The sequence below is a fragment of the Wolinella succinogenes DSM 1740 genome (assembly GCF_000196135.1).
GTDB lineage: Bacteria > Campylobacterota > Campylobacteria > Campylobacterales > Helicobacteraceae > Wolinella > Wolinella succinogenes.
In genome coordinates this window covers 1,828,851-1,841,911 of the sequence record NC_005090.1, presented here as the reverse complement: position 1 = coordinate 1,841,911, position 13,061 = coordinate 1,828,851, and the positions used below count along the sequence as shown (strand labels likewise).

11 protein-coding genes are annotated in these 13,061 nt (G+C 49.9%); 5 read left to right on the top strand and 6 right to left on the bottom strand.

The window, feature by feature from the left end:
- Positions 1-22: 22 nt before the first annotated feature.
- The 5 genes from WS_RS09145 to thiC form a co-directional block, all read right to left on the bottom strand.
- Positions 23-853 carry a MetQ/NlpA family ABC transporter substrate-binding protein gene (locus WS_RS09145; protein WP_011139734.1) on the bottom strand — a complete coding sequence of 277 codons (831 nt, stop codon included), beginning with the start codon at positions 851-853 and terminating at the stop codon, positions 23-25.
- Positions 854-925: 72 nt separating this feature from the next.
- Positions 926-1,576: a methionine ABC transporter permease gene (locus WS_RS09140; protein WP_011139733.1), complete on the bottom strand. Its 651-nt coding sequence runs from the start codon at positions 1,574-1,576 to the stop codon at positions 926-928.
- Positions 1,576-2,487, bottom strand: a complete 912-nt coding sequence (locus tag WS_RS09135; RefSeq protein WP_011139732.1) for a methionine ABC transporter ATP-binding protein — start codon at positions 2,485-2,487, stop codon at positions 1,576-1,578. The genes WS_RS09140 and WS_RS09135 overlap by 1 nt, the downstream gene beginning before the upstream one ends.
- A 69-nt stretch (positions 2,488-2,556) precedes the next feature.
- Positions 2,557-3,669, bottom strand: a complete 1,113-nt coding sequence (locus WS_RS09130; RefSeq protein ID WP_011139731.1) for an Mrp/NBP35 family ATP-binding protein — start codon at positions 3,667-3,669, stop codon at positions 2,557-2,559.
- Positions 3,666-5,015, bottom strand: a complete 1,350-nt coding sequence (thiC, locus tag WS_RS09125) for a phosphomethylpyrimidine synthase ThiC (protein WP_011139730.1) — start codon at positions 5,013-5,015, stop codon at positions 3,666-3,668. The genes WS_RS09130 and thiC overlap by 4 nt, the downstream gene beginning before the upstream one ends.
- A gap of 141 nt (positions 5,016-5,156) precedes the next feature.
- Between thiC and WS_RS09120 the strand changes: the two genes are divergently transcribed.
- From WS_RS09120 to WS_RS09105, 4 genes are read left to right on the top strand one after another with little or no spacing between them, the layout of a single operon-like run.
- The gene (locus WS_RS09120) at positions 5,157-6,296 is read left to right on the top strand and encodes a bifunctional 2-C-methyl-D-erythritol 4-phosphate cytidylyltransferase/2-C-methyl-D-erythritol 2,4-cyclodiphosphate synthase (RefSeq protein ID WP_011139729.1); all 1,140 of its coding nucleotides are present in this window, start codon (positions 5,157-5,159) and stop codon (positions 6,294-6,296) included.
- On the top strand, positions 6,277-7,170 hold the full coding sequence (locus WS_RS09115; RefSeq protein ID WP_011139728.1) for a response regulator: 894 nt from the start codon (positions 6,277-6,279) through the stop codon (positions 7,168-7,170). Before WS_RS09120 ends, WS_RS09115 begins: the two co-directional genes overlap by 20 nt.
- Positions 7,148-8,338: a sulfate adenylyltransferase gene (locus WS_RS09110; protein WP_011139727.1), complete on the top strand. Its 1,191-nt coding sequence runs from the start codon at positions 7,148-7,150 to the stop codon at positions 8,336-8,338. Before WS_RS09115 ends, WS_RS09110 begins: the two co-directional genes overlap by 23 nt.
- Positions 8,339-8,358: 20 nt before the next feature.
- Complete coding sequence (locus WS_RS09105) at positions 8,359-8,826, top strand: phosphatidylglycerophosphatase A family protein (protein ID WP_011139726.1); 468 nt, start codon at positions 8,359-8,361, stop codon at positions 8,824-8,826.
- Here the strand turns inward: WS_RS09105 and WS_RS09100 are convergent.
- The gene (locus WS_RS09100) at positions 8,794-9,534 is read right to left on the bottom strand and encodes a type IV pili methyl-accepting chemotaxis transducer N-terminal domain-containing protein (RefSeq protein ID WP_011139725.1); all 741 of its coding nucleotides are present in this window, start codon (positions 9,532-9,534) and stop codon (positions 8,794-8,796) included. The two genes, WS_RS09105 and WS_RS09100, sit on opposite strands and share 33 nt — an antisense overlap.
- Before the next feature lie 182 nt (positions 9,535-9,716).
- Here WS_RS09100 and WS_RS09090 point away from each other — a divergent pair, with 182 nt between their 5' ends.
- Positions 9,717-12,839 (top strand): autotransporter outer membrane beta-barrel domain-containing protein, encoded by a 3,123-nt coding sequence (locus WS_RS09090; protein WP_011139724.1) that lies wholly within the window; start codon positions 9,717-9,719, stop codon positions 12,837-12,839.
- The last annotated feature ends 222 nt before the right edge of the window (positions 12,840-13,061 follow it).

Here is a 13,061-nt window from a genome sequence, read left to right as displayed (position 1 = left end):
AAGAGAAGGGGCTGTCTGGGCTTTAGAAGGCAGGAAGAATTGCCCCTTGATACTTTTCTAGGATAAAGCTTTTAATCGATTCGCTCTGGAGGGCTTGCACGAGAGCCTTGATTCGCTCATCATTCTCTTTGCCGCTTTTGACCACGAGGATGTTCGCGTAGGGAGAATCTTTAGATTCGAGCGCAAGTGCATTTTTGAGAGGGTTGAGGTTGGCCATGAGGGCGTAGTTGGTGTTGATCACTGCAATAGCCACTTCGCCTAGGGTGCGGGTGAGCTGGGGCGCATCGAGCTCTTTGAATTGAAGTTTTTTAGGGTTCTCCACCACATCTAGAGCGGAGAGGAGGGGTTTGCTAGCGAGCTTGATGAGTCCCTCTTTTTCAAGAATCCGAAGCGCTCTTGAGCCATTAGTTGGGTCATTGGGGATCGCCACGCTATCACCCTCTTTGAGCTCTTCTAGCTTAGTGATTTTAGAGGAGTAGATTCCCATGGGCTCTAGGTGGACATTGCCTATGCTAAGCAGGTGAGTGCCTTTTTCTTTGTTGAATTGGTCAAGATAGGGGGCGTGCTGGAAGAAGTTGGCATCGAGCGAGCCATCCTCTAGGGACATATTGGGGGTCACATAATCAGTGAACTCTTTGACTTCTAGCGTGATTCCCTTCTCTTTTAAAGGCGCAACCACCTGAGCAAGAATCGTAGCGTGTGGCTCTGGAGTCGCACCGACTACGAGTTTGAGAGGTTTGGATTGAACCTCGGGAGACTTGGAGGCTTCCTCTTTTTTTCCTTCGGAGCATCCGCTAAAGAGCAAAAGAGAGCCAAGGAAGAGGGCAGAAAGGAGGGGTTTGTGATTCCTCATGTTGATTCCTTACTATTTCTATTGAATTTATTGGGAATAAATTCCCTTGGGCGAATTGTAGTCTTTAAAAAATTAATGTTTGATTTTGCGGTAGAGAAAATCACCTAGTGCTTGGATGATCTGCACCAGTACAATGAGCAGAATCACCGTATAGACCATCACTTCGGTCTGGAATCGATAGTAGCCATATTTGATCGCCACATCTCCCAACCCGCCCCCACCGATGGCTCCCGCCATGGCTGAGAATCCAATCACAGTGATGAGTGTGAGCGTGAGTCCTGAGACGATTGAGGGGAGGGCTTCGGAGAACATGATTTTAAAGATAATCTGATAGTCGCCCGCGCCAAAGCTCTTGGCCGCTTCAATCACTCCTTTATCCACCTCTTTGAGCGCTCCTTCAAGAATCCTCGCGACAAAAGGAGCAGCCCCGATGCTCAGTGGAACGATCGCGGCCGTCGTGCCGATGGTCTTGCCTAGGAGGAATTTAGTGAGGGGAAAGAGCACGATCATGAGAATCAAAAACGGGAAAGAGCGGAGGGTGTTGATGAGGAGATCAAGCCCTTGGTAGAGTTTGGGGTTGGGGCGGAGACCCCTAGGGTCAGAGAGGGTGAGCAAAATCGCTGGAAAGATTCCAAGCCCTAGGGCGATGAGTGTGGCGACTAGGCTCATATAGAGGGTCTCCCAAGTCGCGGGGAGCAAAATCTTAAACCACAAATTTTCCATCACAACACCTCCCAGCGCACGCCGCTAGATTCTAAAAATCGCTCCGCCTCTTCCTGTCTTGCTTCAGGGATATTGATCACTAGCGATCCAAGTACATCCTCGCCAAAACGCTCTAGCTTGCCCCAAACAATCGAGAAATCAAGCGACAGCTGGCGTGCCATCTGCGTGATGATAGGATTTTGTGCGACCTCTTTGGGGAAGTAGAGTCGGATATTGACCCCCTCCTTGGGAAGCACTTCACTCTCTCCAAGGAAATGGCGCATTTTGGGGTCGGGTTGCAAGAATAGCTCTTCAATGTTGCCGCTTCTTAGGAGTTTTCCTCCCTCCAAAAAGGCGGCGTGGTGGCAGAGCTTCTTCACCACCTCCATCTCATGCGTCACGAGGACAACCGTGACCCCAAGCTCCTGATTGATGGTCTGCAAAAGGTCTAGAATCGATTGGGTCATGGAGGGGTCAAGGGCGCTTGTTGCCTCATCAGAGAGAAGAATTTGAGGCTCTAGCGTGAGCGCCCTAGCGATAGCGACTCGCTGTTTTTGTCCACCGCTCAGCGCGCTTGGATAGGAATCGCTTTTGGATTCTAAGCCCACAAGAGAGAGGAGATTAAAGACACGTTTTTGGATCTCTGCCTCAGGGTATTTCCAGCAACGCAAAGGCAGAGCGACATTTTCAAAGACATTTTGGCGTGCCATGAGGGAAAAATGTTGGAAAATCATGCCAATGTTTTTACGAAATACCCTCAAAGCATCGCCTTGAAGTGATTGGAGATCGACGCCATCCACCCAAAGCTCTCCCTCATCAAATCCCTCTAGTCCGTTTATAGTACGCAATAGAGTCGATTTGCCCGCACCGCTATGGCCCACGAGTCCATAGATGGTTCCCTTGGGAATCTCAAGAGAGATTTGATCTAGCACCAGCGCTTCGCCATAGCGCTTGGAGAGGTTGTTAAAGCGAATGTGCGAGGGAGACAGGAGGGCTCCTTTTTAAGAGGAGCAGGCGGATTTACCCGCGTCCACAGGCTGAATCTCGCTATTGTCAACGATCTTTTGGCTATTGGCTTGCTCAATGAAGCTCCAAAGAATCGAAGCGGCTTTCATATACTCTTTAGCGCTTTGGCTCTCAGGTCTAAAAAAGACGATGGGCTTGCCCGCATCTCCTCCCTCTCGCACGGCAGGCTCAATGGGCACTTGGGCGAGCACCTGAGTTTTGAAATCCTCAGCGACCGCTTGGCTGGTGCCTTTGCCAAAAATGTCATACTCTTTGCCACTATCAGGGCAGATGAATCCACTCATATTCTCGATGATTCCTGCGATGGGAATCTTGAGCTTTTTGAACATATCCAGGCTTCGCTCCGAATCATCCAAAGCCACACGCTGGGGTGTAGTGACCGTCACTCCAGCGGTGACGGGGACGCTTTGGGCTAGGGTGAGCTGAGCATCGCCTGTGCCAGGAGGCATATCAATCACGAGCACATCTAGATCGCTCCAAAGCACATCTTTGAGCATCTGCTCGATGGCTCGGATGATCATAGGCCCTCGCCAAATGAGGGATTGACCCTCTTCATAGAGCACGCCCATACTCATCATCTCCACGCCATAGGCGCTCAAAGGAATCAGTTTTTTCTGTTCGGCGTTCACATCGGGGCGCTCTTTGGTGAGGCCGAGCATTCGAGGGATATTAGGACCATAGATGTCCGCATCCAAAAGTCCCACGCGCTTGCCCTGTTGGGCTAGGGCGATAGCGAGGTTGACGCTACTGGTGCTCTTGCCCACGCCCCCTTTGCCGCTGCTCACCATGACAAAATTTTTGATATGGGGGGCAATGTTTTTGGGGCCTTGGGGTTTGGGCTCCTCTTGGGCTTGGGGTTGTTCAATCACGAGGTCAATATTTTTGGCTCCAAGAGGGGCGAGTTTTTGGGTGATCTCAGCGCGGAGCTTCTGCTCTACCTCAGGCACACCAGAGGGAATCTTGATGGCCACATGGAGAGTATCATTCTCTAAAAGAGCCTTTTGGACAAAGCCAAAGGTGACAATATCTTTTTCAAATCCGGGGTAGGTGACCTCTTTGAGGAGGTCTAAAATAGCTTCATTTTTCATGTGAGTGATTCTCCTGATGCATGTTTTGAGACAATCTCTTGACTGATTTTATAACTGCAAAACTTTGGCCCGCACATGGAGCAAAATTTTGCCTCCTTGAAAACCTCTTGAGGAAGTGATTCATCATGATACTCTTTCGCGCGATCGGGGTCTAGGGCGAGCTCGAATTGGCGATTCCAGTCAAAGGCGTAGCGCGCATCGCTCATCGCATCGTCTCTATCCCTCGCCCCGATTCTCCCCCTAGCAATATCCGCCGCGTGGGCAGCGATCTTGTAGGCAAGGATTCCCTCGCGAACATCTTTGGCATTGGGGAGTCCTAGGTGCTCCTTGGGGGTGACATAGCAGAGCATCGCGACCCCTTTCCATGCAGCAATGGCTGCACCAATGGCGGAGGCGATATGGTCATACCCTGCGGCGATATCCGTCACTAGCGGGCCAAGCACATAAAAAGGCGCCTCATGGCAGAGCTCTTTTTGAAGCTTCACATTGCGCTCGATCTGATTCATGGGAACATGGCCGGGTCCTTCAATCATCACCTGCACATCCTTCTCCCAGGCCCTCAAAGTGAGCTCGCCCAAGACTTTGAGCTCAGCTAGCTGAGCCTCATCGCTGGCATCGGCTAGGCAGCCCGGGCGAAGCGAATCTCCAAGGCTGAGCGTCACATCATACTCCCTGCAGATGGCTAATATCTCATCAAACGCCTCATAAAAAGGATTTTGCTTGTGATAGTGCATCATGTAGGAGGCCATGAGACTGCCGCCACGACTCACGATTCCCATTTTGCGCTTGGCGACTTTGGGAAGGTGCTCTAGGAGGAATCCACAGTGAATCGTGAAGTAGCTCACCCCTTGGCGTGCTTGGCGCTCCATCACCTCCAGCATCGAATCGATGGTGAGGTTTTTGATATCGCCCTGAACATCATGAAGAATCTGATAGATGGGCACCGTTCCAATAGGGACGCTGGAGTGCTCGATCACCGCGCATCGAATCGCGTCTAAATCGCCTCCTGTGCTTAGGTCCATGATGGTGTCCGCTCCATATTTAATGGAGACGAGCGTCTTTTCGATCTCCTCTTCGATACAGCTCGCTAAAGAGGAGCTGCCGATGTTGGCATTGATTTTGGTTCTCGCCGCGACTCCGATTCCCATAGGGGAGAGGGAGAGGTGATGGATGTTGGCGGGAATGACAAGGCGACCCCTAGCCACTTCGCTACGGATAAGCTCTTCGCTTAACCCTTCGACATTGGCAACGGCTTGCATCTCTTCGGTGATGATTCCCGCTCTAGCGTAGTGGAGCTGAGTCCTCACCGAGTCGTTTTTTCGCTTCTCTATCCAGCTTTGGCGCATCGCTTCCTCGTGATTTATGGTCTTTTTGGGAAAGGCAAAATTATCCAAAAAAAGATAAAACCAAGCTTTTGATGTGTATAATTTCGTAACACATTGAGTGAATTAGCTTTGAAGCATTGAGAGGGTTATAAGGAGGGCTTTTTGAGCCAAGTCTCTTTAGTCGTTATGGGGGCAGGGGAATCGAGCCGCTTTCGTCAGGGGCTTTCGATCAAGAAACAGTGGCTTCGCCTCGGCGAGACTCCCCTTTGGAAGCATGTCGCTTTGCATCTATCCAAGCAAGCCTGCTTTGATCAGGTGATCATCACCGCTTCGCCTAAAGAGGTGAAGTATATGCAAAAGCAGGTTGATTTTGAGGTGATTGAGGGCGGAGGGACGCGCCAAGAATCGCTCCAAAATGCGCTTGCGAGCGTGAAAACCCCTTGGGTTTTAGTCAGTGATGTGGCGCGCTTTGATGTGCCTTCGGAGGTGATCTCTAGGGTGATAGGGCGCCTTGGCGAGGCGGAGTGCGTGGCTCCTGCCATTGGAGTGAGCGACACCGTGAGCTATCAGGGAGAATACCTCTCTAGGAGTGAAGTGAAGCTCATTCAAACTCCTCAGCTCAGCCATGTCGAATCGCTTCTTTTGGCCTTTAGGCAGGGGGATTTCACTGATGAGAGCAGCGCGATCGCTAAGAGTGGCGGGCGGGTGCTTTTGGTCGAGGGGAGCGAGCGACTCAAAAAGCTCACCCATCCCCACGAGCTCACGCTTCTTCAGGGGTTTGAACCTCCTTTTGGGGGGTGTTATGGGGGGAGTGGCTTTGATGTGCACGCCTTCATGGAGGGGGAGGGACTCAGATTGGCTGGAGTGAATATTCCCGCTCCCGTGACTTTCAAGGCTCATAGCGATGGAGATGTGGCCATCCATGCGCTCATTGACGCGCTTTTGGGTGCGGCGGGGGCGGGCGATATTGGGGAGTGGTTCCCTGATAGCGACTTGGCCTACAAGGGGGTCGATTCGACGCTTCTGCTTCAAGAGGTGATAAAGTTTATCCGCGGAATAGGTTTTGAGCTCATCAACGCGGATCTCACCATCATGGCGCAAGCCCCTAAGCTCTCTCCTTATAAAGAGGCAATGGAGCGAAGGCTAGGCGAGGTCATGGAGGTCTCAAGGCAGAGAATCTCGGTGAAGGCCACTACTACAGAATCGCTGGGGTTTGTTGGAAGAAAAGAGGGGGTCGCTGTGAGCGCTCAGGTGGTTTTAAAACTGTTGGATTGGACAAAGCATGCGTGTTTTAATCGTTGAAAATGAGATCTATTTGGCGCAAAGCATTGCGGCGAAGTTGAGTGATTTTGGCTTTGAGTGTGAGATCGTCTCTTTGGTGAATGAAGCTTTGAGGGAGCAGGAGTATGATGTGGTGCTCCTCTCTACGAATGTTTCAGGTCAAAACTACTACCCCATCATCGAAAAGCATAAAGATTCGATTATCATCCTCATGATCTCCTATGTGAGCGATGACACGGTGAGTAAGCCGCTCAAAGCGGGGGCCAAGGACTACATCCTAAAGCCTTTTATGATTGATGAGCTCATCCGCAAAATAGAGCACTATCGCACCTTTCAAAAGCTTAAAAAAGAGGTGCAATTCTACCGCCGCTATCTCGATTTTGCCCTATCGGACTTTCCCTCCTCCCTCAATCAAAAGCTCACAACCCCCTTTGTGATTAAAAGCAGCACCCAAAAGAGCGCTGATGCCTACGCGATCGCCTACGCCAAGCATAAAGACATTCCTCTAGATTTCCTCTCTATCAAAGAGGGATTCCATTGGCGTGACAAACTCAAACGGGCGCTTCCATGTCGAGAGATCAAATATATCGTGGGCTTAGAGGAGCTTAAAAAGAGCGAGCGCAAGGAGCTTTTGGAGATTGTTGCCAAGTCTTGCGTGATTCTTTCTTTTGTCTCTTCGGAGGAGATTGAGTTCCCCTCGGTGGTGGATATTAGCAGTGGCGTGAAAAATCTTGATCTGGGGGGAGAGATTCTCTCTTTGGATGATTACATCAAAAATATCATCGTTCGATACGAAAATAAATACCCTGACACCGAGCTCTCTAGACGGCTTGGAATGTCCAGAAAGAGCCTTTGGGAAAAGAGGAAAAAATATGGAATCAGCAAGAAAAAATAGGGCTCTTTATATCGACAAGGAGGCGCTCTCTGTCCTTGCGCTCTGCCAAGAGGGGCTGCTTGCTCCTGTGAAGGGGCTTATGAATGCTAAAGAGATGCAAGAGGTTGATAGGAGTGGAATCTATCAGGGCAAGACCTTCCCCGTGCCTTTTCTCCTCTCCCCTAGCGGGCAAAAAAATGAGCAAGTGCTCAAAAACGCTCACAAAGGTGAGGTTTTGGAGTTGATTTGCGACAAAAAGGTCTATGGGAAGATTGTCGTGGATGAGGTTTTTCCTATTGACAGGGAGCATCGATTCAAAAAGATCATGGGGGGCGATCTCTCCTCCCCCAAGGCACACGCCATCTATAAACGGCTTGGGAATTATGCGGTTTGTGGTGACTATGTAGTGAGTGAATTTGAAGATGTCAAAGAGGTGAAGCGCAAGATTAAAGAGGCGCAAGAGGCCATCGGAGCGAAACACACCGCAGCGCTCATGCTCTCGGCGAAGCCCCTGCATCGAGGGCATGAACGAATCATCCGCCTCACGCTCGATGAGACCGATCTTTTGGTGCTCTTTTTGCTCAAGCCCTATCGTACGGATATTATGGACTACTCATTGCGCCACAAGACGCTAGAGTATTTGGTGGAAAACTACCTCCCCAAAAGCCGCGTGCTCATTGTGCCCCTAGAGGACACCTATCTCTTTGCGGGCGGAAATGAGATGATTTTGGATGCGATTGTTGCGCAGAATCTTGGATGTGACAAGCTAGTCACCGGAGCCAACCACGCAGGACTTTCAATGTATTATGATCGCAACCAGATGCGCTCTATTTTTGACACGCTCAAAGGGATTGATATCGACATCAAAATCATGAGCGAGTTTGTCTATTGCAATATGTGTCGCACGCTGGTGAGCACCAAAACTTGCCCCCATGGACACCACCATCACATCACCTACCACTCCGATTCGATCTTTGAGTTTTTCCGACTTGGACTATTGCCTCCAGCGGTGTTGGTGCGCAAAGAGATCTCTGCGATCATTTTAAGCGAGCTCTTCCCCAATCGTTTCAAGAATCTAGAGCGACTCTATTATGACATGATGCCCTCTGAGGGCTTGCTGGAAGAGCGGAGTGATGAGGAGTTCTACCTCAAGCTCATGGATTTGTACCAAACCTCTTCCCTCACCTAAACCCTAAGGAATCTTAATCCATGAATGCAAGACGAATTTTTCTCACACTTGGCGGAGCTGGACTCTCAAAGAGGGCTCCGGGTACGGTTGGGACGGTAGTTTCAGCGATTTTAGCCCTCCCACTTCTCTATCTTCTTCCCGCTTCCACGGTGTTGATGCTCGCTCTATTGGTGGGGGCGATCGCGGTGCGTGAGATCGACAAAGAGGAGCAAGAGGGCGCTAGCCACGATTCCCAAGAGATTGTTGTGGATGAGCTTGTAGGCACATGGATCGCGCTCTCTATGGTGGGATTTCATGGGCTTGGCGTGGTTTTGGCGGTGCTCTTTTTCCGTCTTTTTGATATTTGGAAACCCTCGCTCATCGGAAAAATCGACCAAAAGGTCAAAGGAGGGCTTGGCGTGGTGGGAGATGACGCTTTGGCGGGATTCTTTGCAGGGCTAGCGGCGATGATTCTCCTAGGAATCCTCGGTCGATTCTCTCTTGTTTAGACATTTTTTGCACTTCTCTTCAATAAGGGCGAGCTCCAAGATGGCAGGGCGAATCACAAAGAGTGCCTCCAAAAAAAGAACCACGACGATAAGGAGGATGATTCCTAGCGCGGTTTTTTGGAGTGTGTCGATTCGGTGTTCGCTCTCTAGCTGAAAGGTGAGCGTGCCAAGCTCTAGCACCCCCAAAAGTCCCTGATCCCCCTCCCACATCTCCAAGAGATTCTGACTCAAAAAGAGTGTCTCTTCAGTCTCCTCGCTCTCTAATAGTCTCACCCCCTCGCCCAAAAAACTCTCCAGCTTAATCGCTAGATTCCATGAACCAAAATAGACCTCATAGAGAGGAGAGCGGCGATTGAGCGAGAATCCCTCGGTGTGAAGCGCCTTTTGGCGGAGGCTTTTGTGGATGAAATCAAGCTCTTGGAGGCTGAGCTTAAGCTCCTCGCTCGCTTCAAGATAGTCGCGCCCTAGAAATTTTCTTGAGGCGATATTTTGAGAGAGGGAGACGATCCGCTGGGCGAGCATTCGCTGTTTTCCGCTGATATTCACAAGATAGGCATCATCTCTTTGCTGGGCGATGGCACTTTGAAGAATCGCGTAGGAGACAAAAAGGAGGATGAGCAGCAATCCAAGCGCATAGAGATGCTTTTTGGTCAGCGCGTGCGCTAGGGTGTGTCGACTTTTGAGTAGGGTTTGCAGTTCTTTGAACATGTGCAGATGAGACCTTGTGCGATTTTGTGTGACGAAAGCATTATATCGTATTGCGGAGATTCTCTATTTTTTGGTGAGCCTTTTGAGGGCGAGTCGAGTGGAAATTTTTTTGTAACAGAGCAGGCTTATAATTAAAAATTATGTTTATCACAATAACAACAAAAATTATGAGGATGTTTTGAATGAAAACCATACATGGGGCGATATTCGCAGCAACCCTATCAAGCACCTCTCCTCTTTGGGGGGCTGATTTTACAGTCAATACGGCAGTGACCTCGGGGCAAACATTGAATGATGGCAACACGGGAGTCGTGACAAGCGAGGGGAGTGTCACTACTTCGGGATCCACGGCTGGTGTGATGATTACGCCTACCACTACGACCAATTCGATAATCACGCTGACCAATAATGGAACTATCTCTCAAACGGGAACGGGCAGAGCGGTCAGAAACAATACAAGCAACAAAACATCCCGAATCGTTATCAACAACAATGGAACCCTATCTTCTGTAGGCGATGATACAGTCAAAATTGCTGATAGCACAGCAACCATAATCATCAACAACCAAGGAACCATAATCAAACAAGGTTCGATGGCTGATAGCGGACAAGCCCTTGATTTCAGAAATTCAAATGCAACCATGGGGAATACAATCATCAATGGTTCAGTCTCCAACACTAGCGCTTTGATCAAATCTGAGGGCGATGATGCTATTAGACCTAGCCACAATATGAGCATTGTAAATTATGGGACGATTATCAGCACGGGTCCCGTTAACACAAAGTGTGTGGGCACTTGCAGTGGAGATCCAAAAGCGCATGATGGAATAGATGTGGGCGATAAAACAGGGGTTCAAATAGATAATTATGGAATCATTAGTGGCTCTAGGCACGCCATAACGGCTGATGAGGAGATATATGTTGTCAATCAAGCGGGAGCGACCATCATCGGCAATAACGGCTCAGGCGTGGGAAGCGATGGAACGGGAACGGTCATCAACTACGGGACGATCACTGGGGCGTATGCGGGAGAAGGCAATGTTTATGACCATTCAGCCTCCAATGGAGGCACATCAACTGCAAACAACGGAGATGGGGATGGTGTGGATATAGATGGGGTGGCTATTATAAGAAATTATGGAACCATACAAGGGCTTGGAGCGGGCGGAGTGGACTCTGGGGGTTTGCCAAATGGTGCAGAGGGCATCGCTGCTGGGGGTGGCAGCCTCTTCAACTATGAAGGAGCCACCATCTATGGTCAATCCATTGGCATACTCATAGACGATGGATCAAACGGAACGGCTGTGGCATCAGGTAGAGGCACGACAACAGCGGCGGGTGGAGCGCAGATCATTGGAAATAGGGGGACAATCATTGGGGTGACAAAGGCGGCTATTGGACTTGTAGGAAATTATGATGATACAATCACCAACTATGCAAGCGGAACGATCACGGGTGGAAGTGGCAGTGTGAAAGTTGATGAAGTGGGCAGCACAACAGCGGCAGCGGCTATACAGATGGGCGCTGGAGAGGATACGCTTGTTAACCATGGCACCATCACGGGCCAAAATGGCATGGCAATAGATATGGGAAGCGGAGATGATACCGTGCAACTTTTAGGCGGAACCGTCAATGGCACCATAGATGGGGGGAGTGGCACGGACTCTATAGTGCTTGGTTACGCAAACAATTTTTCACTCTCTCAAATCATCAATTTTGAAAACTTTACAATACAAGATGGAGCCTCTCTCAATGGCGGCGGCACAGTGAACACTCTCATCGTCAATGATGGGGGCATACTTTATCCCATGGCGAGCACTTTGAGGGTTGAGGGGAATCTGAACTTTGCAAGTGGCGGCACCTATCGGCTCAACGCCTATGCCAATGGCACTTCGGGGAGGGTGGATGTGAATGGCAATGCTTCTCTTGGGGGTGCCAAACTCGTTGTTGTGGCCGATAGTGCTGGAAGTTGGAACACCTCCACCCTCTACACCATTTTGAGTGCGACTAGCCTTAGTGGGACTTTTGGGGATGTGGCGACCAATCTTGCTTTTTTGACTCCAAGTGTTACATACGATAGCACTCATGCCTATTTGACACTCGCTAAAAACGCCGTCACCTATGGAGATATTGCTACAGGCGGAGGTGTCTTGGTTGCATCAGTGCTGGATGGCGTAGGCTCAAATAGCGCCATGCAACCCCTCTTGAGCCGAATTGATAGCATGGGCGCCTCTCAAGCCCAAAGTGCCTTTTTGAGTCTAAGAGGAGATGATCTTGCCTCTTTGAGTTCTTCCTCTCGCTCTTCCTATTTGCCTTTTGGGACGCTCATCGCTACTCGATTGGGGAATTTAAGTCAGGCGAGGGCGGGGATAGGTCTTGGCGGGCTCTATTTTGCCGATGCGGGAGATGGGATGCTCTTGGCTCAGATTCTTAAAGAGGAGGGAATTTGGACGGAGAAGGGGATTGTTGATCCTTATGCCTACGACTACACGATGTGGGCAAAGGCGCTAGGAGGAAGAATCACTAGCTCTAGCGATAGCGCTCAAAATATCGCCTCCTCTCACACCCATGTTTATGGCACCCAGATAGGAATCGACAAAAGCGATAATGATAGCGTCTATGGAGCCTCCTTTGCCTCTTTGCAGAGTCGATTTAAGACCAACGATGGCCAGCTGAGCTCCACGGTGAAGAGTCAGGTAGTGGGAGTGTATGGTTCTAGGTGTGCGGGTGACTTCCGAATCGATTCGGCTATTGATTATGCTTTTATTGAAGCCGATAGCGAGAGGGAGACGCTTCTAGGTGGGGCTGATTCCCAGTATGATGCGAAGGCGATGGGGATTTGGATCAGCGGAGCCTACACGTACAAGCTAGATCAGGGCTCGGCGATTGAGCCCTATGTGGAGCTACGCTATGATCGCTACAAGCAAGATAGCTATAGCGAGGGGGGAGCAGGGGGAGCAGGCCTTGCTGTCGATGGATTTCGCTCAAAGCTTTATGGAGCGGGCATGGGAGCGAAATTTATCCAGTCTTTTTATGAGAATCGAGGCTCTTGGGATATTGGCGTAGGATTCTTCAAGGAGTGGGGTGATTTAGAGACTCCGCTTGTGATGCGATTCTCTAGTGCTCCAGAGGCGGGAAGCTGGCGAAGCACGACACTCGATCGAGGAAGCCTAATCTGTAAAGCCAACTTGGGAGTGAACTATAAAGTGCTCAGGCTCACCGAGCTTTTTGCCACGGCCGAGGGGCAGGTGAGAGAGCGGGAACGAGCGATTAATGGAACACTAGGGGTGAAGGTGAGGTTTTGAGCCCCTTTTTTGATGGTTGCGCATGAAGCAAGGAATCTCTAAAGTTGCACTTGCCATCTTTTTATTTGTGGCGTTTTTGAACATTAAGAAGTAAAAACTAAATAATTTAATGCCACTAGCAAGAGAGCTAAATTATATGATTAATAGTATATCTAGTTGCTCTTCCTGTCGTACCCTCAACTTTTTTGATGCAATCCTTTTGAAGTAAATCTGCAATATCTC

Coding starts and splice junctions, on each gene's coding strand:
- WS_RS09130 (WP_011139731.1), bottom strand. CDS start 3,669: ATGAAAAATGAAGCTATTTTAGACCTCCTCAAAGAGGTCACCTACCCC.
- WS_RS09115 (WP_011139728.1), top strand. CDS start 6,277: ATGCGTGTTTTAATCGTTGAAAATGAGATCTATTTGGCGCAAAGCATT.
- WS_RS09090 (WP_011139724.1), top strand. CDS start 9,717: ATGAAAACCATACATGGGGCGATATTCGCAGCAACCCTATCAAGCACC.
- WS_RS09105 (WP_011139726.1), top strand. CDS start 8,359: ATGAATGCAAGACGAATTTTTCTCACACTTGGCGGAGCTGGACTCTCA.
- WS_RS09140 (WP_011139733.1), bottom strand. CDS start 1,576: ATGGAAAATTTGTGGTTTAAGATTTTGCTCCCCGCGACTTGGGAGACC.
- WS_RS09100 (WP_011139725.1), bottom strand. CDS start 9,534: ATGTTCAAAGAACTGCAAACCCTACTCAAAAGTCGACACACCCTAGCG.
- thiC (WP_011139730.1), bottom strand. CDS start 5,015: ATGCGCCAAAGCTGGATAGAGAAGCGAAAAAACGACTCGGTGAGGACT.
- WS_RS09145 (WP_011139734.1), bottom strand. CDS start 853: ATGAGGAATCACAAACCCCTCCTTTCTGCCCTCTTCCTTGGCTCTCTT.
- WS_RS09110 (WP_011139727.1), top strand. CDS start 7,148: ATGGAATCAGCAAGAAAAAATAGGGCTCTTTATATCGACAAGGAGGCG.